This is a genomic window from Roseofilum reptotaenium CS-1145 (genome assembly GCF_028330985.1).
In the GTDB taxonomy this organism is placed as follows: Bacteria; Cyanobacteriota; Cyanobacteriia; order Cyanobacteriales; family Desertifilaceae; genus Roseofilum; species Roseofilum reptotaenium.
Genome location: NZ_JAQMUE010000105.1, coordinates 1 through 25922, shown reverse-complemented (window position 1 = coordinate 25922; position 25922 = coordinate 1). Strand labels below are relative to the sequence as shown.

General features: G+C 45.4%; 24 protein-coding genes. 11 read left to right on the top strand and 13 right to left on the bottom strand.

Translation table 11 applies throughout. The features are described from left to right. Positions 1–69 precede the first annotated feature (69 nt). Positions 70–1083, top strand: a complete 1014-nt coding sequence (locus PN466_RS23545; RefSeq protein WP_271944586.1) for an ABC transporter ATP-binding protein — start codon at positions 70–72, stop codon at positions 1081–1083. A gap of 13 nt (positions 1084–1096) precedes the next feature. Here PN466_RS23545 and PN466_RS23540 read toward each other — a convergent pair whose 3' ends face one another. After that, complete coding sequence (locus PN466_RS23540) at positions 1097–1657, bottom strand: Uma2 family endonuclease (RefSeq protein WP_271944584.1); 561 nt, start codon at positions 1655–1657, stop codon at positions 1097–1099. Positions 1658–1705: 48 nt separating this feature from the next. Continuing rightward, positions 1706–2353 carry a DUF416 family protein gene (locus PN466_RS23535; RefSeq protein WP_271944582.1) on the bottom strand — a complete coding sequence of 216 codons (648 nt, stop codon included), beginning with the start codon at positions 2351–2353 and terminating at the stop codon, positions 1706–1708. Positions 2354–2465: 112 nt separating this feature from the next. On the opposite strand from PN466_RS23535, the gene PN466_RS23530 reads away from it, so the two are divergent. Next, positions 2466–3473, top strand: a complete 1008-nt coding sequence (locus tag PN466_RS23530) for an ABC transporter ATP-binding protein (protein ID WP_271944580.1) — start codon at positions 2466–2468, stop codon at positions 3471–3473. Positions 3474–3593: 120 nt separating this feature from the next. Here the strand turns inward: PN466_RS23530 and PN466_RS23525 are convergent, their stop codons facing one another. Beyond that, positions 3594–5522: a tetratricopeptide repeat protein gene (locus PN466_RS23525; protein ID WP_271944578.1), complete on the bottom strand. Its 1929-nt coding sequence runs from the start codon at positions 5520–5522 to the stop codon at positions 3594–3596. A 208-nt stretch (positions 5523–5730) separates the two neighbouring features. On the opposite strand from PN466_RS23525, the gene PN466_RS23520 reads away from it, so the two are divergent. From PN466_RS23520 to PN466_RS23495, 6 genes are all read left to right on the top strand, one after another. Next, positions 5731–7920 carry a GAF domain-containing protein gene (locus PN466_RS23520; protein ID WP_271944576.1) on the top strand — a complete coding sequence of 730 codons (2190 nt, stop codon included), beginning with the start codon at positions 5731–5733 and terminating at the stop codon, positions 7918–7920. Between the two features lie 482 nt (positions 7921–8402). Beyond that, on the top strand, positions 8403–9590 hold the full coding sequence (locus tag PN466_RS23515) for a TRC40/GET3/ArsA family transport-energizing ATPase (RefSeq protein WP_271944575.1): 1188 nt from the start codon (positions 8403–8405) through the stop codon (positions 9588–9590). A 33-nt stretch (positions 9591–9623) separates the two neighbouring features. Beyond that, the gene (rd, locus tag PN466_RS23510) at positions 9624–9785 is read left to right on the top strand and encodes a rubredoxin (protein WP_271944573.1); all 162 of its coding nucleotides are present in this window, start codon (positions 9624–9626) and stop codon (positions 9783–9785) included. Further along, positions 9785–11014, top strand: coding sequence for a BaiN/RdsA family NAD(P)/FAD-dependent oxidoreductase (locus tag PN466_RS23505; protein WP_271944572.1), 1230 nt, complete (start codon positions 9785–9787; stop codon positions 11012–11014). Before rd ends, PN466_RS23505 begins: the two co-directional genes overlap by 1 nt. A 27-nt stretch (positions 11015–11041) precedes the next feature. Then, the gene (locus tag PN466_RS23500; RefSeq protein ID WP_271944570.1) at positions 11042–11653 is read left to right on the top strand and encodes a hypothetical protein; all 612 of its coding nucleotides are present in this window, start codon (positions 11042–11044) and stop codon (positions 11651–11653) included. A gap of 18 nt (positions 11654–11671) precedes the next feature. Then, entirely contained in the window at positions 11672–12130 is a 459-nt protein-coding gene (locus PN466_RS23495) for a DIP1984 family protein (RefSeq protein ID WP_271944568.1), read from the top strand. Between the two features lie 716 nt (positions 12131–12846). Here PN466_RS23495 and PN466_RS23490 read toward each other — a convergent pair. Next, entirely contained in the window at positions 12847–12972 is a 126-nt protein-coding gene (locus tag PN466_RS23490; RefSeq protein WP_271944566.1) for a hypothetical protein, read from the bottom strand. 169 nt (positions 12973–13141) lie between these two features. Between PN466_RS23490 and PN466_RS23485 the strand changes: the two genes are divergently transcribed. Beyond that, on the top strand, positions 13142–14158 hold the full coding sequence (locus tag PN466_RS23485; RefSeq protein WP_271944564.1) for a phycobilisome rod-core linker polypeptide: 1017 nt from the start codon (positions 13142–13144) through the stop codon (positions 14156–14158). A gap of 106 nt (positions 14159–14264) precedes the next feature. Here PN466_RS23485 and PN466_RS23480 read toward each other — a convergent pair whose 3' ends face one another. The 3 genes from PN466_RS23480 to lgt all read right to left on the bottom strand — a co-directional run bounded on the left by PN466_RS23480 (position 14265) and on the right by lgt (position 17245). Then, positions 14265–15590, bottom strand: coding sequence for a TRAP transporter large permease (locus PN466_RS23480; RefSeq protein WP_271944563.1), 1326 nt, complete (start codon positions 15588–15590; stop codon positions 14265–14267). A gap of 83 nt (positions 15591–15673) precedes the next feature. Then, entirely contained in the window at positions 15674–16207 is a 534-nt protein-coding gene (locus PN466_RS23475) for a TRAP transporter small permease subunit (RefSeq protein ID WP_271944561.1), read from the bottom strand. A 159-nt stretch (positions 16208–16366) separates the two neighbouring features. Next, the gene (gene lgt, locus PN466_RS23470; RefSeq protein ID WP_271944559.1) at positions 16367–17245 is read right to left on the bottom strand and encodes a prolipoprotein diacylglyceryl transferase; all 879 of its coding nucleotides are present in this window, start codon (positions 17243–17245) and stop codon (positions 16367–16369) included. A gap of 2 nt (positions 17246–17247) precedes the next feature. Here lgt and rlmN point away from each other — a divergent pair, with 2 nt between their 5' ends. Both rlmN and PN466_RS23460 read left to right on the top strand, forming a co-directional pair. Beyond that, positions 17248–18318 (top strand): 23S rRNA (adenine(2503)-C(2))-methyltransferase RlmN, encoded by a 1071-nt coding sequence (rlmN, locus tag PN466_RS23465; protein WP_271944557.1) that lies wholly within the window; start codon positions 17248–17250, stop codon positions 18316–18318. 92 nt (positions 18319–18410) lie between these two features. Beyond that, positions 18411–19373: an aldo/keto reductase gene (locus tag PN466_RS23460; RefSeq protein WP_271944555.1), complete on the top strand. Its 963-nt coding sequence runs from the start codon at positions 18411–18413 to the stop codon at positions 19371–19373. Between the two features lie 106 nt (positions 19374–19479). On the opposite strand, the gene PN466_RS23455 is transcribed toward PN466_RS23460, so the two are convergent. From PN466_RS23455 to PN466_RS23430, 6 genes are all read right to left on the bottom strand, one after another. Beyond that, positions 19480–19959 carry a CYTH domain-containing protein gene (locus PN466_RS23455; protein ID WP_271944554.1) on the bottom strand — a complete coding sequence of 160 codons (480 nt, stop codon included), beginning with the start codon at positions 19957–19959 and terminating at the stop codon, positions 19480–19482. Between the two features lie 216 nt (positions 19960–20175). Then, positions 20176–20898 (bottom strand): urea ABC transporter ATP-binding subunit UrtE, encoded by a 723-nt coding sequence (urtE, locus tag PN466_RS23450; protein WP_271944552.1) that lies wholly within the window; start codon positions 20896–20898, stop codon positions 20176–20178. A 78-nt stretch (positions 20899–20976) separates the two neighbouring features. After that, positions 20977–21750, bottom strand: coding sequence for an urea ABC transporter ATP-binding protein UrtD (gene urtD, locus PN466_RS23445; protein WP_271944550.1), 774 nt, complete (start codon positions 21748–21750; stop codon positions 20977–20979). After that, positions 21747–22928 carry an urea ABC transporter permease subunit UrtC gene (gene urtC / locus PN466_RS23440; RefSeq protein WP_271944548.1) on the bottom strand — a complete coding sequence of 394 codons (1182 nt, stop codon included), beginning with the start codon at positions 22926–22928 and terminating at the stop codon, positions 21747–21749. The genes urtD and urtC overlap by 4 nt, the downstream gene beginning before the upstream one ends. Continuing rightward, on the bottom strand, positions 22929–24113 hold the full coding sequence (locus PN466_RS23435; RefSeq protein WP_271944546.1) for a cyanophycinase: 1185 nt from the start codon (positions 24111–24113) through the stop codon (positions 22929–22931). A gap of 199 nt (positions 24114–24312) precedes the next feature. Next, the coding region (locus tag PN466_RS23430) for a CHAT domain-containing protein (RefSeq protein ID WP_271944544.1) at positions 24313–25922 on the bottom strand (1610 nt) is incomplete at its 5' end.

Below are 25922 nucleotides of genomic sequence, written 5' to 3'. Positions count from 1 at the left end.
GGTAATAGGTAATGTAATTTCTCGCATCCCCCTATCTCCCTATCCTTCACTCTCCCATTCCCCAACACCATGACTGACTCCCTACTCACTGTTTCTAATCTTTCCATCCACTTTCGCACCGATGAAGGTAAAATAACCGCCGTTGATGACTTGTCCTTCTCCCTCAAACCGGGTCAAACCCTGGGTATTGTGGGCGAGTCGGGTTCGGGTAAATCAGTTTCTACCAAAGCCCTGATGCGCCTACTGCCAGGAAATGCAGAAATTGACTTCAGCTCCCATATCTTCTACTGCAATAAACAGGGAGAAACCTTTGATCTTGCCAACCTGCCGGAAAAAAGCAAGACTTTAAATCAAATTCGTGGCGGTGAAATTGCCATGATTTTCCAAGAACCCTCAGCAGCGTTTTCGCCCTTGTACACTATTGGCAATCAAATGATCGAGGGAATTCGTCTCCATCATAAGGTAAATCGGAAACAGGCGCGAGAAATGGCGATCGCCATGTTAGACCGCGTAGGAATGACGAACCCAGAGTTACGAATTGACCAATATGCCTTTCAACTCTCTGGAGGAATGCGCCAACGCGCCATGATTGCCTCTGCTCTAGTCATGCGTCCGGCTTTACTCATTGCTGATGAACCCACCACAGCCCTTGATGTTACCATTCAAGCTCAGATTCTAGACCTCTTGGCAGAACTACAACAAGAATTTGGCATGGCAATTATCTTTATCTCCCATGACTTAGCCGTAATTTCCCAGATTTCCACCGATGTGATGGTGATGTATCTCGGTAAAGCCATGGAAATTGGTCCCGTGCGCTCCATTATCCGGAAACCCAAACACCCCTACACCCAAGGTCTAATTGAAGCTATTCCTCGATTAGATGCTCGCGATGCGCCCCTCATGCCAATTCCCGGAGATATCCCCAGCCCTCTCGAACGTCCCACTGGTTGCGTCTTCCACACCCGGTGTCCCCAAGCTACTACCCATTGTCAAACCCATGTCCCAAGAACAACTCTTGCCCATCCTAACCATCACGCCGCCTGTCATTTACTGGAAGAAAAAGTGTTAGAAGAAAGTGCCTAACCGGCAGATCTATTCACACCATTTTTAACCAGCTAAACACTTCGTTAACTGTGAGCGTTATGTTGAGATCGGGTAGAACCGAAATCACACGATCGCCTTGACATAAAATCGGTTGTTGCTGAGGAATGAAACACAAGATACTGCGATCTCCGGGATCGATAAACCAGCCTAGCTCACTGCCCTGCTCTAAGCAATACAGAACATTACCCAAGACTTTATTCGGACGCTGTTCGGGGGAAAGAATTTCAATGCTCCAATCTGGAGGAAGATTAAAGTTATCGGGAACTTCACCATCAGAGGTAGAGGGGATTCGATGCCAACGAAATATGGAGACATCTGGAACGAGCGATCGCGTGCCAAAATTACACCTTAATTCTGGAAAAGCATAGGCAATTTGTGCTTCTTCACAGGCTTGATTAATCGTCGCGCAAAGTTTACCTTGTAAACGGCTATATCTTCCTTTGGGCATGGGCTTCTGGATAATTTCTCCATTAATATATTCGTTCGCTGGTTTTGTTTCTGGCTGCTGCAAGAATTCTTGCAGTGTAAGGGTCTGGGTAAGGATTTGTGTCATCTTAACTCCTTGAAAACGGTCAGATTTTACTGAATTAAAATGCTATTTTTAATTTAAATTCCAAGAGAGATCAACTATGCATCTATTACTAGAAGAATTCCGAAGCCAGTCTAAAAGTTCATTATCCAAAGTTTTGGAATCTTGTAACTTCAGCAAGTCTTCTTCTTGCTTTTGTATTTCTTGCTGGGTAAGTTGATGGTTAACTATAAATTCTTTTTGTTCTATGAAGGACTTTTGTTCCCAGGTTGGATCTGCTTCTTCTTGTCTAAGTTGAAAAAAAGCAAAGATAGCATTTGTTACACAAGCAGCAACTCGAACTATTTTTTTTGTAGTTGGCTCAAGACATGAATCTAAAGTAACACAAATGACCTCAATAGCTAAGATCTGCTCTAGATCAAATTGAGATTTTGTTATTGATTCTGAAGCCACAACTTCCTCGTCACATTCCTTTATGAGTGTATTAATGAGTTCTACTTCTGCTAGCTTCCCGTGTAAAATCTTCCAAATCTCGTCTAATGATCTTCTTAAAATTTGGGGGCTACCCACACCTTCTTCTTGTGAAAAAACTTCATAAATTGGAAACATTCTTTCGCACATAGCTGCCGAAAAAGCAATTTGATGACAAGGAGATAAATCTTCAACAATTATTTCCAATTTTTCAAATTCAAAAAAATCTAACTTCATTTCTTGTTTCATTGTTTTTAATTAATGTTTTTTACATTTTAGATAAAATGCGATAGTAGTATGTTAACATCAAATGAAAAGAAGATGTCTAAGGAAATCTCTAATTGTAATTTTTAATTGAATCATGACTCCACTCATATCGGTTCGTAATTTACAAGTTCACTACCCCGTCGGCGGGGGATTTTTGCATGGTAAACCCAAAATCGTGCGAGCGGTGGATGGGGTCAGTTTTGATATTATGCCCGGTCAGATTTTTGGCTTAGTAGGAGAGTCAGGTTCCGGGAAAACAACCGTAGGACGGGCGATTCTGAAGGCGGCTCCGATTACGGGGGGCGAGATTACGTTTAAGGTGGCAGATTTGCCTTTAAGTATCGCCAAGCTGGAAGGGGAACGATTGAAAGCCTTGCGCCGCGAGGCTCAGATGATTTTCCAAGATCCCTATGCGGCGCTCTCTCCTCGGATGACGGTACGGGATATTATTGCCGAGCCGCTAGAAGCCATGCAACTGACGAAAACTCGCCAAGAGACGAATCAGAGGGTAAGAGAGGTTGCGGAGCGTTGTCGGCTAAATTTAGAGCATTTGCGACGATTTCCCCATGCGTTTTCAGGGGGGCAGCGACAGCGAATTGCGATCGCCCGCGCCCTAGTCTCCGGGCCCAGTTTTTTGGTCGCTGACGAGTCAGTAGCAGCCCTCGATGTTTCGATTCAAGCCAATATCCTTAATTTGTTAAAAGCACTACAAGAGGATATGAATTTAACCTTCTTGTTTATCAGCCACGATCTCTCCGTGATTGCCCATTTCTGTGATGTGGTGGCGGTAATGTACTTGGGGCAAATTGTGGAAATCGCTCCCACACACCAACTGTTTTCTAACCCCAGTCATCCCTATACGCAAGCCTTACTGTCAGCCATTCCGCCCCTCGATCCCGATGATGAGCGATCGCGCATTCGCCTTTTGGGAGAAATTCCTTCTCCGGTAAATCCCCCTTCTGGCTGTCGTTTTCATACCCGTTGTCCCGTAGCTGAATCTCGGTGTAAAACCGTTGAACCCATTTGGACACAAATATCAGACAAACATGGGGCTGCCTGTCATTTAGTCGAGGACAGGTTAGCCAATCCAATTAATAATTAATCAATTCATACAGTGCTTTGCTTGCGTTATGAAACACAAGCTTGAATCCTCTCTCTCCATGTACCATCAACCTATTCCTTATTCCCTATTCCCTATTTCCCAGCGCAAAGCGCTGTACAGTTAACCTAACCTAGGAGAAAAGGGCTGGATAATATCCTCTTCTGTGGGCGTAATTCCCAAATTTTGTTGAATCTGTAAGGCTTGGCTAAAACAAGAAATTGCTTCCTGGTAGCGCTGCAATTCCGCTAAAGCTGTCCCTTTCCCGCGCCAAGCTTCATAATCATTTTCTTCCAACTGAATTGCGCGATCGTAGGACGAAATTGCCTCTTCAAACCGGCGTAACTTTTCCAATAAAATGCCCCGATGTCGCCAAGCTTGATGTTTATGTTGCTCTAACGTTAATACCTGATCGTAGGCATCCACGGCTTCTTCATATCGTTGAATGCGCTCTAACATTTCCCCTCGCGCTGTCCAAATTTGCGGATCGTCGGGGTTAACTTGAAGTGCGCGATCGTAGGATTCTAAACCTTGCTCATACTGTTTTAACTGAGCTAATGTTGTGCCTCGATTAAACCAAATAGTGCTTAAGAGCGTCTTTTCTGAGCGATCTTCTTGTTCTTCATACAGTGAAATTGCGCGATCGTAGGCTTCAACTGCCCCTTCATATTCTTCCAATTTTTCTAGAGCATTACCCCGATGAAACCAAGGTTCGATTTTATCCCCATCCAACGCAATTACCCGATCGTAACAGGCGATCGCCTCTTGAAACTGCTCTAACTTTTCCCGCGCTACCCCCTGATTATGCCAAGCTTCCGTATCTTCGGGTTGCAGGGAAATCGCCCGCTCATAGGCTTCTACAGCTTCCGGATGGCGGTCTAACTTCAGCAGCGTATTTCCTAGACAATACCAGATTTCTGCTCCGTCCGGATTCAATTCCAGAGCACGATTGAATGCCTCTAGCGCTTCTAAGGGGCGATCGGTTAGCATTAACGTTAACCCCTTGTGATACCAAACCTCACCATTATCCGACTCTAAAAATAACGCCTGCTCATAGGACGTTAACGCCTCTTGGTAACGATGCAACTTTACCAACGTCTTTCCCCGCTCATACCACGCTTCAAAAGACTCCGGTTGGGTTTCTAGCACCTGCTCATAAAGGGCTACAGCTTCCTCATATAACCCCTCATCTGCCAATAAATTCCCCTGATCTACACACTCTTGAGCCGTGACAAAAAGCTGATTTTCATCCAACTTCTCTAAATCAAAAGATAAAACGGTTCCCTCTTGCTGATCTGATTCTACTAAATCCTCTAAAAAAGCAATTTCCGAAACCCCAGACACCGGACGAGGACTGATTTCCTGGCGAATTTTACCCAGTTCTCGGTTTAGATCCTCTCCTAACCCTTGCAGTTGTTTAACCAAATCTTGGCGTACTTCCTGGATAGTTCCAGCAGACTCTTTTAATTCCAAAACCTCTTGATTGACATTCTGGTATCCCCGTTGACGCTCGGTTTTTGCTGCTTCAATTTGAGTCGTCAAATCCTCAACCAACTGGCGAGCCATGTCGGTATACTGTTGAAGATGGCCTTCTGGCTGATTGAGATCTTCAAAGCGGCGATTCACCTCAGTAACGATTTGCCCAATCATACTGCTCCGCATAAAGCGCAATAAAACCACAGTTCCGCCAATAAATACTACCATTAACAGCATCAACTGATTGAGGCGCGATCGAATATCATCTACCTCCGATAACTGCGCTTGCCACTCAATTTCTTGTCTGGCACGTTCTTGGGCAAACTTCTCATTTACTGTCTGCTCCACCGTTTGCTCAATCACCTCCTTGAGGGTGTTTAAATCTTGCTCCGATAAGCCAGCATTTCCCTGGGGAGCAGCAGGAGCGGGTGCCGGTGCTGGTGCAGGCGAAGGTTTCGGTTGCGCTTGAGTTTGGGCAAGCCTTACTTCTGAAGGATTCGCCCCATAAGCAACCGCCATTAAATTAAAGGAGGCTAAAGTCGCTAACAGCCATAGAGAAAGGGTAGTAACACGCATAGATTTTGAAAGAATCCCCATAAGATTTAAGCCTGAAATCAATATCAACTCTCCACTATTCACCGATCAGCAGTTAAACTCATAACAGGGCTATAGGAATAGCAGAATAAATTCGCCTAAATCGTAATACCAGATTAAAATCGTTAATCCGGGTAAAGATTAGGATTGGATTGAGGGTGCGATAAACAGATGCAGGAACTTACCCAATATGACTTCAGTGGATCAACCTTTCCAAGATTCGCCATCTTCGGTTGTCTTTGACAATCATTTATCTCCCCATGAAACCCTCTCTAAGCGGGTAATGTTAGCCTTACTACGATGCAGCGGGCATCAATCTGCCCATTTAGAGAATTGGACATTAGCTGGATTTAACTCTGGATTTTCCCAGGGTTTTGGCTTCAATACCTCAGAACCCCCCACAGAATATTACGATCGCCCCTTTTTCGATTTTTTGCCAGCTTCGGGATATTCCACCCTACAACACTATTATTCTTGTCATTTGCTGGTTTTATTGCTGTCCCAGTTACTCACACAACTGCAAAGCACCCCCAGCAAGAAGGAAGAACTCGATCGCCTTAACTATCACATTCGAGAGCTGGAGCAGATCGTTAATACTCCTATCGTCGTTCAATTTAACCGCCCTTCCCAAGCTCCGGGTTGGTTACAACTGTGGTTCAATTCTGAAGGACTTAAAATTAGTGGAGTTCATCCGAAACTGGACGAATGGACTGTATTTAGCCGGCAACCGATGGGGGACAATCTTTTTGATGATTTGCAATGGCTAGAAAACTATACCGTCACGGGAGAGCTGATCCTGGAAGGGATTGAAGTGACTCAAACGGAACGAAAACAACGGCTAATTAAACTTTTAACCAGTCCAGATTCTCTTTTAGAAGGGAATAAACTGCAATTGATTAATTACCAGTTACAGGAGCTATTCCGTGCCAGCTATTTGATGATTTTAAATGTAGATATGAATCAAGTGCGCCTTTTGGTAGGGAAAGTCTGTGGAACGCTAGAGAGCTATGTATTTCCTAGGGAGGAGCTAGATAGCCCTTATTTCATAACGGCTCTGGAACAAAACCAAGTATTGCGAGTGGGAGAAATCAATCCTCAAAGCGAAAAGCAGTGTGAGCGTACTTTATGGGAGGAGGGGGTACGCTCTCTGTTACTGATTCCCCTGCGATGGGATTATGAGCAACAGGGAAATCATCCAGAAATGTTAAGACTGATTGGGTTAGTTAGCGATCGCCCCCATAATTTTACAGCTCAAGATTGCCATTATGCCAGAGAACTTATTCCAGCTTTTGCCTGCGCCATGCGGCAAACGAACCACAATCAGTTAAACCCCATCCATCCAGCGGTGGCTTGGCGCTTTACCCAGGAAGCAGAACGACGCAGTTGGGGTTTTGAACCCGCACCCATTGTCTGTGAAAAAGTTTATCCCCTCTTTGGCATTTCTGATATTCGCGGTTCTTCTAATGAGCGAAATCGGGCAATTCAAGCGGATTTAATTCAACAATTTGAATTGGGATTGGCGATCTTAGAGGCAGTGGAAGAGGGTCAAAAAAATCGATTGATTGAGCAGATTAAAATTGACTTAGAGGCGTACAAAACGCGTATTGAAGGCAAAGTAACGGTTGATTCAGAGGTGACGGCAGTTCAGTATCTTCAAGAGCATTTTGAGATTTATTTTGATTACTTTTATCAATGTGGAGAATCTGCACAAAACGCGATCGATTGGTATCGTAAATGTGCCAATAACGATCGCCATTCAGTAGATACTGCCCGTAGAGCCTACGATCGGACGATCGATCGGATTAACGAGAATTTACTACAGACGTGGGAGCGTTGGCAAAAGCGAATGCAAGCGATTATTCCCCACTATTGCGATCTCGAATCTACCGATGGCATCGATCATATGATTTATGTGGGGAAATCGATTCATCATAGCTTTACGGCATTTCATTTGCACAGTTTGCGCTACGAGCAACTTTGCGCTCTGTGTGATGCGGCGCGCACGGGGATAAAACTGCATGAAGTGGATAAAATTTCCTTACAGCTTACCCATCTGGTGTTAGTGCAAGATGTGACGATCGATATTTGTCATGATGAAAATACAGAAAAAATCTTTGACGTGCAAGGGAGTCGAGATACCCGCTATGAAATCGTGAAAAAACGGATTGATAAGGGAGTCGATTTAGAAACTGGCGATCGCATTACTGCCCCTGGAATGCTCACCCTTGTCTATTCTACCGATGATGAGTGGAAAGAATACGAGCATTATCTCGATTATCTCCAGCGAGAAGGCTGGATTGCCCCAGAAATCCTATCCGGTTCCGTCGCTCCCCTACAAGGTGTGGATGGACTACGCTATGCCCGAGTGCAGGTTTTATAGCAGTTCCCGCAGGGATGGGGAGATACGGATATAGGGAGACACTAAGACTTAACTTATAATGATCGCCTCGATATTGGATGGGACTACTTGGTTGATACTTTATTAATCACAACTTCATAGAGAAATGGGATTAGTTGCTCATAGTGCTCAGTAATTGATGTCTCACTAGAATTTGAAATCACTATATCCCTCTTCTGTCACTTTCGGATCTCGCGATCGCTGTATCCCCTTATAGACAGAGATATTTGCCGATCTGACTAGATTTTTGAGTTTCTGTTAGGAAAAAACGTCGCGATCGCGGATGCGGCAAGAGTTCTAGAATTCAGTCAAGACAAGTGTTTTCCCAGTTTGACAGAAGAGGGATTAAATAGAACTGGGGCGCATCTTGGATGAATCCTGTCTATCGCTAAGGGGTGCGATCGCTGGTAAAACCCGGTAAAGTAAAGAAGTGTAAACCATTTTCAGAAAAAGCCAAACCACCCATGCGTGTAATCTTAATGACCGGGAAAGGCGGAGTCGGGAAAACCTCCGTCGCAGCAGCAACTGGCTTACGTTGTGCAGAACTCGGCTATAAAACCCTAGTTTTAAGTACCGATCCTGCCCACTCCCTCGCCGATAGTTTCGATCTAGAATTAGGTCACGAAGCGCGATTAGTCAAACCCAACCTTTGGGGGGCAGAACTCGACGCTCTGATGGAGCTAGAAGGCAATTGGGGAGCCGTGAAACGCTACATTACCGAAGTCCTGCAAGCGCGAGGTTTAGATGGGGTACAAGCCGAAGAACTGGCTATTTTGCCGGGAATGGATGAGATTTTTGGCTTAGTCCGCATGAAACGCCATTATGACGAAGGCAAATATGATGTCCTCATTATCGACTCTGCTCCTACTGGAACGGCCCTCAGATTGCTGAGTATTCCCGAAGTTGGGGGGTGGTACATGAGACGGTTTTACAAGCCCTTGCAGGGGATGTCTGTAGCGCTTAGACCCCTTGTTGAACCCCTGTTTAAGCCCATCGCCGGATTTTCCCTACCCAATAAAGAAGTGATGGATGCGCCCTATGAATTTTACGAGCAGATCGAAGAACTAGAGCGCGTTTTAACCGATAATCAGCAAACCTCGGTACGCTTGGTGACCAATCCAGAGAAAATGGTAATCAAGGAATCTTTACGCGCCCATGCCTATTTAAGTTTGTATAATGTTTCTACTGATATGGTTGTGGCTAATCGCATTATTCCCGATGAAGTCAATGACCCCTTTTTCCAACGTTGGAAAGCTCATCAACAGGAATATCGCCAAGAAATCCATGAAAATTTTAGTCCGCTTCCCGTCAAAGAAGTGCCTCTATTCTCTGATGAAATGTGTGGCTTAGAATCCTTGGAGCGCTTGAAGGAAACACTCTATAAAGAGGAAGACCCGACTCAGGTTTACTACGAAGAAAATACGATTCGAGTGGTACAAAATAAGGATCACTATAGCCTGGAATTATATTTACCCGGTATTCCCAAAGACCAAATCCAGTTGAATAAAACCGGAGATGAGTTAAATGTACGCATTGGTAACCATCGGCGCAATTTGGTTTTACCCCAATCTTTGGCCGCTTTAAATCCATCCGGGGCGAAAATGGAGGAAGATTATCTTAAGATTCGGTTTACGGAGATGGTGAAGGCTTAGAATCGGGATTATTCAGAGACTCAAGGGGGAGTTATGAAAAAATACGTTTGCACGGTTTGTGCCTATGTCTACGATCCCGAAGAAGGAGATCCCGATAGTGGGATTAAACCTGGTACAGCGTTTGAAGATATTCCCGATGATTGGGTCTGTCCAGTTTGTGGTGTGGGTAAAGAGGATTTTGAACCAGAAGATTAATGGGTAATGATGGGATCTTGATTATTGGAGGGGGAGCGGCCGGTTTTTTTGCAGCCATATCCTGCAAAACTGCTCATCCCCACACTGAGGTGATGCTCCTGGAAGCGGGCAAAACCCTGTTATCTAAGGTGCTGATTTCTGGAGGAGGCCGGTGTAATGTGACTCATGCTTGCTTCGATCCGGCCGCTCTGGTGCAGTCCTATCCCAGGGGAGCAAAGGCCTTGCGGGGGGCGTTTACCCGGTTTCAACCGAGCGATACGATCGCCTGGTTTGAGTCACACGGAGTTTCTCTAAAAACGGAAAGCGATGGCCGCATGTTCCCCGTCACCGATGATTCCCAGACGATCGCCAATTGTTTAATCCAACAAGCGAAAACCCTGGGAGTTGAGATCCATACCCGTTCCCCAGTACTGGGAGTGAATATAGAAGATCGTCAGTTTCGGGTACAGGTGAAGTCGGGTCAAGAGTTGCTGGAACTGAAGGGCGATCGCCTTTTGCTCGCAACGGGAAGTCATCCGAGCGGATATCAACTCGCTCAACGTCTCGGCCATACCCTCATTCCTCCCGTTCCTTCCCTGTTTACATTCAAAATTAATGATTCGGCACTGCGCGAGTTAAGCGGAATTTCGGTCACCGAAGCGCGAGTCGAATTACCAGACCTAAAATTAACCCAAACCGGCCCGGTTTTAATCACCCATTGGGGATTCAGCGGCCCAGCAATTTTGAAGCTATCCGCTTGGGGCGCAAGAGATTTAAAACAAACTCAGTATCAAACCTCTTTGAGGGTCAATTGGTTACCCCAATCTCGACCGGATGATGTGCGAGAACTGCTGCTAAAGGTTAAATCCCAATTAGGGGCAAAAACCCTATGGGCGAATTGTCCCGTTCCGATTCCTCGTCGTCTGTGGCAATATTTACTGGAAAAAGGAGGAATTGGCGATCGTCTACAGTGGGCGCAATTCTCCAAAACACAACTGAATAAACTCCTACAAACCCTTACTCAAGACCACTATCAAATTAGTGGCAAAGGCGTTTTCAAAGAAGAATTTGTCACTTGTGGCGGCATTCCCCTCAAAGAAGTCAACTTTAAAACCCTAGAAAGTCGCTGTTGTCCCGGCCTGCATTTTGCCGGTGAAATTCTCGATATCGACGGCATTACCGGCGGCTTCAACTTCCAAAATGCTTGGACAACTGGCTGGTTAGCCGGCCAAGGTATGATACAAGAATGAAGCTACGCGCTATAGGAGGCTGTATTTATGCCTTTTAGCCAATATAAAAGTATCGCTGATGTCGCCCAAAAATTCCAAATCAAGCATCGTATCGCCAACTTTGTACAAGAGGTACCCTTTACGGTTAAGGAAAGTTTTCGCAAAGACCTAGATTTCATCCTCACCCATGGAGCCATTTATCATTCCGAATATGCCATTTGTGAAAACTTAATTTACCCCATCTTAAAAGAAGTTTGGAAAGCCTATTATGATAAATTAGTCTTGTGGAGTCACCCCACACTCACTTATGATGAAGCCCTTTACGGGCAACCCGATTATGTGGTTGCTCGACTCAATCCTTTAGGTCATCTCATTTTTGATAAACCCTATTTTCTGGTTATCGAAGCCAAACAAGATAAATTTGAGGAAGGGTGGGGGCAATGTCTGGCTGAATTGGTAGCTATTCAGAAAATAAATGAAGATTGGGAACAGAAAATTATTGGCATTGTTTCTAATGGTCGAGTCTGGGAGTTTGGACAACTCAAAGGAGATGAATTTACCCGTAACTCAGTTCCTTATATTACCAGTGATTTAGATCGACTCTTTGCTGTTATAAACGCTCTCTTTCATCAATGTTTGCTAGAATCAGAAGATATATAAATATACAGCGATATCAAAATGAAATTAGCAGAAGCCTTAACAGAGAGAGCCGCACTGAGTCGTCAGTTGCAAGAACTGCGCGATCGCATTCTACGAAATGCCAAACATCAAGAAGGAGATACTCCTGCTGAAGACCCCAATACTCTACTCAAGGAATATGACAAAACGGCAAAAGCATTCAGCAAGCTAGTCGTCAAAATAACCCAAACCAATAATGCAATCCAATTGGACAATGGTCTCTCTATGATAGAGGCATTAGCTCAACGAGATAATCTCAAACTCAAACATTCTTTGTATACTAGATTAGCCGCAGAAGCCACCCCTACGTCTAATCGGTATAGTAAAACCGAAATTAAATTTGTTAGTTCTGTTACCGTTGCCGATATCCAAAAATCTGCGGATAAATTAGCCAAGGAGTATCGGATCTTAGATGCAAGAATCCAACAGGCTAATTGGACTCATGATTTGATCGAATGAACCCAAAAGAATTAAAATAGAACAAGTTGGTAGCACTCAAACTGAAGCGGGCACAACCCTCTCCAACTGGGTTAAGTTGGACTCCTTGGTAGAGCAACAAGCGGCTCTGGGGTTCGATTCCCCAGCTACACATCTTATGCTTGTGCAACGTCACTCGTGTACAGAGTAAAGTGTATTGTTAGAACCAAGTGTCGATCGTTTGACTGTGAGGGTGGGTAAGGGGAAACTTAATTAAAGGTCAAAAAATCAGTCTGTCCTGGAGTTTTTTCTGTCTTTCAATTGTTCCAAATTCTAAGGAAGCAAAAGGATTTAATAGTTATGGATAAATTCAGGAATGGTTGCCGGAAAAACACAGGGAGATAGTTAAGGATAAAACGGGGCATAAAACACAGGGTAAGCTCATCTAATTTGGTAGCCAATGTACCAGAAGTGTTGAATGTTAGCTTAATGCCGGAAAAAAGAGGATAAAATATGGTATTCTATCATCAAATATTTAAATAATATTCTCGCCTATGGTAGATTCTTTTACCAATCTTGTCAAACCCATTCTCAAGTCATTATCTCCTCATAACTACTTTACCTCTTTTAGCGATCGCCAACTTTCAGTTGATGTTTTCAGCAAAATACCACCGAAAAAGGTCGCTATAGCGACCTTTGAGCTGCCTTGTAACCCCTTGAGGTTCGCCCCAGTAAAATTCTAATATCCCTTCTTCTGTCTATTGGTCGTAGGTGTTGGCGACGGAAGCGGAGGACTCATAGCGACGAGCGGTAACCAGATCGAGGATAATGGAGATCGTCATTAACGCTAAAATGACACCCGCACCTAAAAACAAGATATTCATCAAAATAGAGAATTGGTATGAATGCTTTATTTGAGAATAAATGATTTTGCAGATCCTTACAGCTTTTAAGCATTGATATTGTCATGCCATGCTGTTAAGCTTGTCTTGCGCGACTTTTAATAAGCAGACAAAAGTTTATTCACATTTTATATTAAGTTGGAGGAATTCCATGGGGATTATCGCACCATCAGAGGATCGATCGGCGCAATTCTATCAGGCATACCAGCCTTTTAAGGAAACCGCACCGGTTGAACTGTGTTCTGGTTTCTCGGATACTGATGCCCAGATCGCGATCCGAGCAGTTTACCGCCAGGTGTTGGGCAATGCCCATGTGATGGAAAGCGAGCGGCTTACCGTTCCTGAGTCCCAACTGAAACGGGGACAATTGAGTGTGCGCGAATTTGTCCGCCAGGTGGCCAAGTCAGATCTCTATCGTTCCCGTTTCTTTGAAAATTGCTATCGATACCGGGCAATCGAGCTGAACTTTAAGCATCTACTCGGACGCGCGCCTGATAATTTCGAGGAAATGCGCTACCACAGCACCGTTTTGGACCAGAGCGGGTTTGAGGCCGATATTGATACTTATTTGGATAGCGATGAGTATCAGACGACCTTTGGGGAAAGCATTGTACCCTATTATCGGGGCTATCGCACCCAGCCAGGGCAATCGATGCTGGAATTTACGAATATGTTGCAATTACTGCGGAGTGCTTCGAGTAGCGATAAGGATTTGGCCACTCAAAATAAACCACAATTGACCCGTGCCCTGATCCAAAATTCGCCCTATGGACAGCTCAAGGTCAAGGATGTCAGTGAAATCCTGGCAGAGGTGCTCAGACCTAAGTATCAGTTCATGACGACAACACGCATTACAGCAGAGCAAGCCGCTAACGACCTGGCTTTGCAGCAAAGGATGCAGGAGCAAGCGGAGGAAATCGATCGCTTGCAAAAGCAATTGGCCGATTTACGCCCCTTTGCGGCGATCGGAGCAACACAAGCCAAAAGTGATTGGCGCTCTTCGGTGGTCTCTGCTTCTGAGGAGACATCGGCTTCCCTGCAACAACAGGCAGATGCACAATCAGCTCTGATTGCCTTGTTGCAAGAACAGCTTGCTGAAACCCGACGCTACGCCACTATTGGAGAAGCTCGCTTGAATAAATGGCGCAGCCGTATATTCAACGGTTAGTGTTCTGGCCCTAATCCCATTTCTCTATGAAGATGCCCTTAATAGGTTGCTCTAAGTCCCTTGTTTCCTCAGGATACATTAGTGGCAAGCTTAAAGAGAAATGGGATTACAACTTCAACGAAGGTAAAAAGCTCACAATACCAGGGAAAAGAATCAGTAACACCATCACAATTAATTGCAGAATAATAAACGGAATAGCTCCTTGGTAAATTTCCTCCGTTCGCACTTCTGGGGGGGCGACACCGCGTAGATAGAAGAGGGCAAAGCCAAAGGGAGGGGTGAGAAAAGAGGTTTGCATATTAGCCCCCAAAATTACGCCAAACCAAACCAAATCTAAGTTAAATTGTTGGGCGATGGGGACAAACATGGGAACGACGATAAAGACGATTTCAAAGAAATCAATGAAAAAGCCCAGGATAAAGACGATCGCCATACTGATGATGAGAAATCCGATCGCTCCTCCCGGTAGATTCGTAAACCATTCCCGGACTAGACGCTCTCCCCCTAAACCGCGAAAGACTAAACTAAAGGCTTTGGAGCCGATTAAGATAAATACCACCATACAAGTGGTGCGTAAGGTGACATCGCAGACTTCCTGCAAACTGGTCCAAGTGAGTTGGTGATTGGCAGAGGCTAAGGCGATCGCCCCTAAACAGCCCACTGCACCCGCTTCTGTGGGAGTGGCAATGCCAAAGAAGATACTCCCCAAAATCATGAAGATCAGTAAAATGGGCGGAATCATCACTTTGAGGACGCGCATTCCCAACCCTGGCGCTTTGCGGACTTCAGCCGGAAGGGGGGGAGCCAGATCGGGACGGATATTAGCAATAACCAATACATGGATTAAAAAGGCTGTGGTCATCAACAAACCGGGAATTAATGACCCCATAAATAGATCCCCAACGGATACCCCTAATTGGTCTCCGAGTACCACTAACACGACGCTAGGGGGGATAATTTGTCCTAGAGTTCCCGATGCTGTAATCACTCCTGCAGCGAGGGAGCGATCGTACCCATAGCGCAGCATTGTCGGTAAAGAAATCAAACCCATTGCCACGACGGTTGCTGCGACGACTCCGGTGGTTGCAGCTAAAAGCGCTCCAACTAGGATAACGGCGATCGCTAAACCCCCCCGCACTCTGCCAAACAAAATCCCCATGGTTTCCAGCAAATTCTCGGCAATACCGGACTTTTCCAGCATCGAACCAATGAAAATAAAATAGGGAATCGCCAGCAGGGTAAAATTCTTCATGATGCCGAAAATCTGCTCGGGCATCGCTGACCACAAGATAGGGTCAAACGTCCCCACTGCCATACCGATGAGGGTAAACAGAAGAGCAGTAGCGCCAAGGGAAAAAGCTACCGGATAACCGATCGCCAGCAGAAACAGCGCTCCGACAAACATAAGAGGGCCAAGCCAATCCAAAGCCATGTCAGATGAGGGGAAACAGAATGTGAATACCCTATCATCAAATGGGCTAGTAATCGGTAATCGAGAATAGGGAAAACTGGTTATTAGTCGGTTTTGTCGGAGTGGTTGACAACAAAGTCTAAGTTTTTAATTGCTTGGGAAATTCCTTGTAGAATCAGTAAACCAAAACTCACCAAAATCATGGTTTTAATCGGGTAGCGCACCAAACCACCAGGATCGGGGGAGTTTTCTAGCAGTTTCCAAGAGTTGACAACTGACCCAGTAGAATAGAAGAGAATCATCGTACAAAACGGAATTAAAAAGAGTAGGGAACCCACTAAATCTACCCAGGCTTTTTGTTTCGGAGTTAAGCGACTTTGGATCACATCCACCCGTACATGATTATTGTGTTTCAGGGTATAAGCTGTGCCTAAAAGAAACACCAAATCGAACAGATACCATTGAATTTCCAAAAGGGCATTGGAGCTAAGATTTTGCCCAACTGCCCGCCCCACATAGCGTCCAAAGACATTCCAAGAACCGACTCCGACCATCACCAAAGTGAGCCAATAGGCCGCTCTGCCAATGCGCTCATTCAGGCGATCGATATTCCGAGATAGACGTAATAAGAATTCCACGTGCTCTTTTCCTAGGTTATGAACAGACAAATGAACAAAAATCGGTCAAGTCTTCCGGATCGGTTTTGGGATTCAAGGGAATAAAGAAATGGTAGATGCACCCTGATCCAGCCCCTGGAGGTTAGCCTCCGGGGCTTTTTTTGGCTCATTTGCTGCAATTTAGGCATTGTTATCTGTCGTAGACACTACATCCGGCAACGGGCGATCGAAGCCATAAAGCCAAACCAAGCCCAAAACCCCCAAAGAAATTGCCCCTAAACTCACCAACTGGGCAATTCTGAACTCTGCCAACATTAAGCTATCGGTACGCAGTCCCTCAATCCAGACCCGACCTAGGCTATAGGCAATCATATACACCATAAATATCGTACCCAGTTTCAGGGGCGGTTTGCGGTTTAAGCTATAAAAGAATAGTGCCAGAAGCAGAGCAAAAACTAGCAGATTCCAGAGCGATTCATAAAGAAACGTGGGGTGGAAATAGTCAAATTCAACATATTCTAGGGGACGGCGATCGACGGGAATAAATAACTTCCAGGGTAAATCTGTCGGTTTACCAAAGGCTTCTGAATTAAAAAAGTTACCCCAGCGCCCGATCGCCTGTCCCAGAATTAGAGACGGAGCAACTAAATCCGTTAACATCCAAAACGAAATCCGGTTCAGTCGTGCAAAAATCAATACAGCCAACAGTCCTCCTAAAATCGCTCCATGAATGGCGATTCCCCCTTTCCAAATAGCGAAGATCTCCCCTGGACGGTCAGCATAATTGGGCCATTGGAATAACACATAGTACAGTCTCGCCGCAGGAATCGCCCCCAGCACTAACCAAATCGCTACATCTGAGATCGCATCGGGATGCACACCACGACGTTGAGCCAAATACTGGGACAAGGTTACTCCCAACAAGACTGCCGAAGCAATTAACAAGCCATACCAACGGATCGCCAAATTACCAATTTGGAAAATAATCGGGCCAGGAGAGGCAAATTCAAAGGCTAAGGGCAAAATAGAACTATTCCACCCAATCTCAAGACCAATCATCAATGTCTCTTTCCCCGAAAGCATCTAATATCAATTCTCCAGTTATATCATCTCCTGTTCTAGACTCCCCCTTACTCGGTCAATCCTTAGAGTCTCTCACCACTTGGGTTCAAGATCGCGGGCAACCTGCCTATCGAGGCCGCCAATTACACCAGTGGCTTTATCAAAAAGGGGCGCGATCGCTGCCAGAAATTACGGTATTTCCCCAAGCTTGGCGACAGGAAATGGCTCAGGTTAATATCGGTCGTTCTACGCTCCATTATCGGGCGATCGCCCCCGATGGCACGATTAAATATCTCCTGCAACTCCAAGACGGAGAAATTCTTGAAACCGTCGGTATTCCTACTGCTAAACGGCTCACCGTCTGTGTTTCCTCCCAAGTTGGATGTGCCATGGGTTGCGATTTCTGTGCTACGGGTAAAGGGGGATTTGTCCGCCATCTCCAATCCCACGAAATTGTCGATCAAGTCTTAACGGTACAAAATGACTTTGGGCGGCGCGTCAGTCATATTGTCTTTATGGGAATGGGTGAACCCCTACTCAACTTGGATTCTGTCTTAAAATCGCTCCACTGTTTAAATAAAGATGTGGGGATTGGCCAACGACAAATGACTGTTTCTACGGTCGGTATTGCCAAACGGATTCGCCAATTCGCCAAAGCTCAACTGCAAATTACCCTCGCCGTCAGTCTCCACGCCTCAAATCAAGCGTTGAGAGAAAAATTAATTCCCAGCGCTCTGCGATATGCGCTGCCCCAATTAATGGATGAATGTCGGGAGTACGTTAAGCTTACTGGCCGGCGGATTACGTTTGAATATATTTTATTGGGAGGCGTGAACGATTTGCCCCAACATGCTGTGGAATTGGCCCACCTCCTACGGGGATTTCAAAATCATGTTAATTTAATTCCTTACAATCCCATTAGTGAAGTTGATTATCAGCGTCCCAATAGCCAGCGCATTCAGCAGTTTCAGGAGATTTTGACGAAGCACCATATTGCGGTGAGTGTGCGCTATTCGCGGGGTTTAGAGGCGGATGCTGCTTGTGGGCAATTGAGGGCTTCTCGCGCTTAAGAATACTAGGTTTGTTGCTGCGCTAAAGCACAACAATGAAGGACATAGTTGCTGAAAACAACCGGTTCTAAATTAGTGAAGGAGGGAGAATCATGCAAACTTATGTTTTAGGCAATACGGAGATTGAGATTACACCCATTATTCTGGGGACTTGGCAAGCGGATAAAGGCATGTGGGCCGGTACGGATGAGGAGGAGCTGATTGAAGGGCTAAGAGCGGGTTTCGAGGCGGGAATAACGACGGTCGATACGGCATCCGAGTATGGGAATGGGGATTCTGAGCGTCTGGTAGCCAGAGCGTTGCGGGATGTGCGAGATCAGATGGTTTTTGTGACTAAGTTATGGGTGAGTGATTTTCGCTATGATGCAGCGATCGCGGCCTGCGAGCAGTCGTTAAGGAATTTACAAACGGATTATATTGATTTGTATCAATTGCATTGGCCCTCTGGCAGTTGGGGAAGTGAGATCGTACCGATCGCCGAAACGATGCAAGCCATGGTCGAGTTAAAGCAACAGGGCAAAATTCGGGCGATCGGGGTGTCTAATTTTTCTGTGGCGCAAATGGAAGAAGCACGGCAATATGGCCCCATTGACAGTTTACAACCCCCCTATTCCCTGTTTTGGCGCGCCATTGAAGGGGAAATTCAAAACTATTGCATCGAGCAGAATTGGTCAATTCTTGCCTATTCTCCCCTCTGCCAAGGATTACTCACGGGTAAATTCGGTCCGGATCATCAATTTCCTCCTGGCGATCATCGGGCGAAAAACAAGCTGTTTGTCAATCGAGATCACTACCAACGAGTACAACAGGCCCTAGAACAATTACGCCCTATCGCTGCTCAAAAAGCGTGTACTTTAGCACAACTGGCTCTGGCGTGGGTCATGGCTCAACCGCGCACCCATGCGATCGCCGGTTTTCGCAATGTCCAACAAGTGCAAGATAACGCGATCGCCGCAGAAATACAGCTTTCTGAGGCAGAACTAGAGGAGATTGAGGCGATCGGCTCCACCGTTACAGATTACCTAGAATATGACCCCGTTCTCTGGGCTTTTTGATGCACTGCGATCGTGCCCTCTTGACATCTAAGTGAGATTCAGGCTTTTCCGCTTGCATACTATTGATCGATCGAGTCGGGTAAAACTTGGAATATTAGGGTATTCCTTAAGGTTTCCATTGACTATAGGGATGGTTCGCTAAATAAGAGTTAAAATAACGGTGATCTTCGGAAACTTCTTGACCGACCCATTCGGGTAATTCAATGTCTTGATTGGCATCGGCGAGTTCAACTTCTGCCAGAATTAATCCTTGATTTTCTCCAGCGAATTCATCAATTTCCCAAACCATGCCACCCCAATTTAGGGTATAGCGAATTTTGTCGATTTGGGGGCGATCGCACAAATACTCTAGCATTTCCTGAGCATCTTCTAAGGGAATTGGATATTCATATTCTAAGCGATGAATGCCAGAAGACCCAGAGGCTAAGGATTTCAGGGTTAAGTAGCCGCGATCGCCAGCAATCCGCACACGAACGGTCTGATGATTTTGAGTGCGAATATAACCTTGGTGATAGTGGGTGGCTGTACCTAATCCACGCCAACTTTCCCCATTTACTAGAAATTTGCGTTCAATTTCAATCGCCATAATATTAAGGAGTTTAAGAAAAGGGGAAAATCAGATTTTCCCTATTGCCTATTGCTAGAGGATCTCCTCCCTAACTTATCACAGAGCGCTATAATCTACGCTGTAGACTCTAGACCTTAAATGAAGACTGATTATGTTTAAAGACTGGACTTCTGATGATTGGATTAATCATATTGCGTTTATAGTGACGATCGCCATTTTAGTCTGGTCGTTTCTCTAAACGGCTAGAAATTCCTGAATCACATCTTGACTGAGTTCTTCAGTTGGCCCGGAGGCAACGATCCCCCCTTTCTGCATGGCGTAATACCAGTCAGCTTGACGGACAAAGTGCAGATGCTGTTCAACCAGGAGTACAGAGATCCCTGTCGTTTCAATAATTTTACGCACGGCTGCTTCAATTTCGAGGATAATCGAGGGTTGAATGCCTTCAGTTGGTTCATCAAGAACCAGGAGTTGCGGACGGCCCATGAGAGCGCGGGCGATCGCCAATTGCTGTTGTTGTCCTCCACTCAAATCCCCTCCCATGCGCCATAACATGCTCTCTAGGACGGGAAATAGCTCGTAAATATAGGGGGGGATCTCCTTCTTTTTCCCTGCACGTCCAGACTCCAAACCTAGGAGCAGGTTTTCTTTGACGGTGACTCTGGGGATAATCTCCCGACCTTGGGGCACATACCCAATACCGAGTTTAGCGCGGCGATCGCGGGACAGACCGACAATACTTTGCTTTTCTAGATAAATATCGCCACTGCGAGGTTTTAACACTCCCATAATGGTCTTGAGCAGGGTCGTTTTCCCCACCCCATTACGACCAATTAAACAGACCATTTGGCCCGGTTTCACTCCTAAGTCCACATTCCGTAGAATATGACTTTCTCCATAATAAACATTCAAGCCAGATACCTTTAAAATGGGTTGGGAGGATAGGTCTTGGTTCATGATTATAGTGCTTCAAGCTGGTAAGGGGTAATGGGGAAACTGTCTAGATTGATCGCCTATGATCTGTGATGTCCTGCTTTATAGCGAATCTATTGACTTCGGATCGTCTGATTCTGATTGTCCGAGGTAGACTTCAATCACCCGTGGATCGTTTTGCACCTCTTCTATGGAGCCTTCACAAAGTACAGAACCTTGGTGTAAGACGGTGACTTTACGGGCAATTTGGCGGACGAATTCCATGTCATGCTCAATGACAATAATAGAGTGACTTTCAGCTAAACTCAGTAATAAATCTCCGGTTTGTTCCGTTTCTTCATCAGTTAACCCCGCAACCGGTTCATCGACTAATAAAAGATCGGGGGATTGGGCGACTAACATGCCAATTTCTAAGCGTTGTTTTTCCCCATGGGATAAGAGAGCCGCTTGAATATCGCCCTTCAGGGAAAGTCCGGTAATATCGAGCAGGTGATTCAGGCGCTGGCGATCGCTCCCTGGAGGACGACTCAAGAGCGTCGAAAATACGTTCTTATTAGGATTACAGCTTAGTTCCAGGTTTTCCCTTGGGGTGAGATTCAGATAAACTCGTGGGGTTTGAAACTTGCGACCAATGCCTAAACGGGCGATTTGATGTTCAGCTAAACGGCGAGTATTCAGACCTTTGAAATGAACTTGTCCGGTTGTGGGCTGAGTTTTGCCTGTAATCACATCTAGAAACGTAGTTTTTCCCGCTCCATTCGGACCAATAATCACCCGAAGTTCCCCGGGTTCCATACTAAAATTAAGTTGATTCAGCGCCCTAAAGCCATCAAAATCAACAGTTAAATTTTCAATCTCTAGAATAGCGTTGCTCATGATTTTTCTTCAAACTGTTCCCGCTCTCTTTGCACTTCCGGGTCTTGGTCTAAACTGGGATAAGTCACGACGGTTGTGTTGCCCAAACGTGCTTGTATCCAATTCCAGCCATCGGTTCTCAACCACCCCACAACCCCACTAGGCAATACCATCACCACAATTAAGAATAATGCTCCTTGGAAAAAAAGCCAAATTTCTGGAAATTGTTCGCTTAATCCACTGCGGGCAAAGTTAACCAAAAGCGCCCCTAAAATTGCACCGACTAAACTCGCTCTTCCTCCCACAGCAACCCAGATCACCATTTCAATTGAGAAAGCAATATCCATCGCTTTGGGAGAAATGATACCGGTTTGTAGGGTAAATAAGGCCCCAGCTAATCCAGCTAATCCAGCAGAAATAGCAAACACGAGAACTTTGTAACCGGTCGGGTTATAACCAGAAAAACGCACTCGACTTTCATCATCGCGAATAGCAATTAAGAGACGACCGAAGCGACCGCTTGTCAGCCAACGGCACAGGGCATAAGTTAGGGCTAAAAAGAGAATAGTAATCAGATAAAATCCGACTTGAGTTTTCGGGTCGTTGACAGTAAAGCCCAGGAGAGTTTTAAAGTCGGTGAGGCCATTAGTTCCATTAATCAGTTTTTGTTGACCATTGAAAAAGTTGAAGAATACAATGGTTGAGGCTTGGGTGAGGATAGAAAAGTAAACTCCGCGAATGCGATTTCGGAAGACTAAATAACCTAAAAATCCTCCTAATAATGCCGGAACCAAGATAACGGCTAAAGCAGCGATTGGAAAGGGGCCAAAGGGTTCCCAAAACCAGGGAAGTTCTGTGACTCCATAGAGAGTCATAAATTCGGGCAGTTGAATACTGGAGTCGGGAGGAATTTGTAGTTTCATATGCATGGCAATCGCATAACCTCCCAGGGCAAAAAATACACCATGCCCCAAACTCAACAGTCCCGTGAAGCCCCAAATGACATCGATACCGAGAGCAACAATAGCTAAAGCTAGAAATCGCCCCAATAGGTTTAACCGAAAGGGAGGCAGGATAAACGGCATGAGGATCATTAAGATTAGGGCAATAGCAATGACCAATCCTAATTCGATCCACAGGTTTTGGCGACGTTTTTTTTGTTGAGCAATTCGACCAACTTCTAAAGGGCTTTTTAACATCTAAGGTGACTTCAGTTCGTCATATAAAACGGGTTTCATCTGTATGGGTTTTACCGCAGCATAGATGTTTAAAACTGTGTAGCTCGTTACGCCCAATGCACCCGTGTAATATCCTAGACTATCTTGTCCTTTCCAAAATGTAAACTTAAAACCTAGACAGGCTTTGCGATCTGAGGATAAGGGGTTAAACGCTAGAGCAATCGCTTCCTGTTGTTGACTATCAATAAGGTGAGCAAGGAGATCATCAAGGACGCTATGAGCTAATAAATCGGGGTAGAAGCGATCGCCGCTCATATAAGGCTGAAAATAGGGATCGTTCGGGTCAATTTTATCACCATTTAACTTAATTTGGCTTAAGCTTATTTTTTGGGTTTGCAAGTGGTAGCGATCGCCTTTTCCTAAATAACTGAGTCGAATGCCATCAAGATTGAATTCGGGGATTTTGGGGTCATCATAGGCCTCTGATAAATCCATTACTAGCACCCCTTGATCGCCAATGACTTCGGCTTCATCATTTTGCACTACGAGAGCCGTATTTTCATCAATACCAAATCCCAGTTTATAACCAATAGTTTGCATAATGACGAGCGATCGCCCTAACCGTCCTCGGACTAAAAAATGCTGATCGACAAAAAAATCTGGGCCAATAAAGCCTAACCCTCGATTAATTTCTCTTCCCCAGTGAACCCCAAATTTCATCACATCTAAAATATCAGGAGGATGGCGAAACATGGTAGTACTCATGATCGCTGCTCCCGCACTGGTTCCTGCAACCACTCCTCCTTGACGATAAATCTCCCAAATGACATCGAGCATAGGGGTATGTCCACCCGATTCTGCATACAAAGCTTGGGTAATATAGGACTGATCTCCACCCGTGAAAAAAACTCCATTACATTCACGAACTTGAGCTAACAGTTGGGGGTCATAAACGGCTTTTCGGTAATCTACATCACGATTTTTTACCGCCACCGGAATGGCGATCGCCTCTGCACCCTGTTCATTTAAAGCATTAACTGTATAATTGGTCTTTTGAGGATTACGACTTGCTGTGGGAAAAACTGCAATTTTAGCCCCTTTTCCCCCGGATAATTCCACAATTCGCTGCCAAACTTCATGGTTATTATACCGGAGTGCCCCCCCAATAATCACTAGCGATCCAGCCGGTTTAGAGACTTCAGACATCTGTTTACTCAGTCAGCTAACGGTCATCTTCTGGAAAGATACGAATAGAGACCCCATTTTACCGGAAAAGGGATGGATGACCCACATAGATTCCTGTCTTTGAGGATAGAATGCCACATTCTATCCTCTTTTTTTCGAGATTAAGCTAACTTTTAACACCTCTGTGTCATTCCCTCAGCCATCAAATATAATACTCCAATTACCAAGGCGAACCAATCATCGTAAACCCCGACCAATAATAGGGATGGGCTAAATGTCGCTCTGGCACATCGGCTAATACCGAAGGTAGAGAAACATTTCCACCTCGAGTGGCCCGTAATTGTCCTCCTTCAATACTCACTTGACCCCTAAGCATAGCAAGCTGTGCCTCTCGGAGAGCATCGGATTTAAGCTGGGCATTCCTCAAGTAATCATAGAATTGGGTCATCAGGGCTAATGTTCCCTCATCAGACACATACCAAAGACTCGCTACAGCCGTTTTCACCCCCGCTTGTACGGCCAATCCTGCAAATCCTAACTCTGCGGATGGATCGCCAACTGCGGTACGACAGGCACTTAACACCAAAAGTTCAACTTGGGGATTATCCCATCCTAATGTTCTTAAATTATCTAAGGTCAGTTGTTCATTCCACAGTTGAATATAAGAATTTTGAGGAGATCCAGGCTTGAATTCAGCATGGGTTGCTAAATGCACGATCGCCGAAGGGGAAAACTGGCGTTGAGACATCAAGTTATTGAGGGTAAAGTCGTTATTTAAAAAGGATTTGCCTCTCCATAAATCCTTCGTGATCGTATCCAGCTCGATAGGAACTGCGGGTAAAGGTGCTTGTTGACTAAACTGAGAGGCTCCAAAGGCTAGGACTTCGGCATTTTCTAAGGATTGGTATCGGGTATCGGTGAGCAATAGCGAAGGAATTAATCCCAAATTATATTTCTCTACTAGAAATTGTTCGCCATCATGCAGAGCTGCCACAGGGAGCGATCGCAATCCCACATCCATACTGAAGACTAAAACATCTGCTCCAACCTCTTCTAACTGATCTTCTATGGGTGCAATTAACCATTGATAGAGTTTTTGTGCATAGGGCAAATAACTGGTGCTATTGCGTTTACGAGGATTGGTCAATTCGCCTCTGAAGTTTTGGATCGCTTCGAGTAACTCCTCTCGTTTTGCCTCTGGAACACTGGTGTAGATTGAATCTCCTCTCGGAGTGACTAAGATTAAATCCAGTTGATCGGGTCGAGCGATCACATAAGAAATCACAGTTGTTTTGCCAGTCAGTTCCTCAATTTCAGCTAGACGCTCTTGGAATTTTTCGACAGATTGAAGATTCTCATCAACTTCATATTCTTCTCCAGTATAAACGGATAATTCATCACTAAATAATCCATCAATGGATAACACCGCATCATTGAAATAGCCAGCATCTATCTCCGTATGCACATTGGCTCGTGCCTCTCTCAACCCTTCTACACGAGCAACTCGGTCAGCGGCAGGAGCATTTGGGCTGGGTTGGCCAGCGTCCTGGCCTTCTTCTCCCTGAGCACTAGGTTGTCGGGGGCCAGGTTGGTCTTCTGCGGGTTCAGGGCCAGCTTGGGGTTGCGATCTCTCTTGCGGATCTGGGTCTGGAGCAGGAGCGCGATCTCCTCCAGGACCATCGAAACCGGGTTCACCAAAATTACCTCCAGGACCATCGGAACCGGGTTCACCAAAATTACTTCCAGGATCATCGGAACCGGGTTCACCAAAATTACCTCCAGGACCATCGGAACCGGGTTCACCAAAATTACTTCCAGGATCATCGGAAC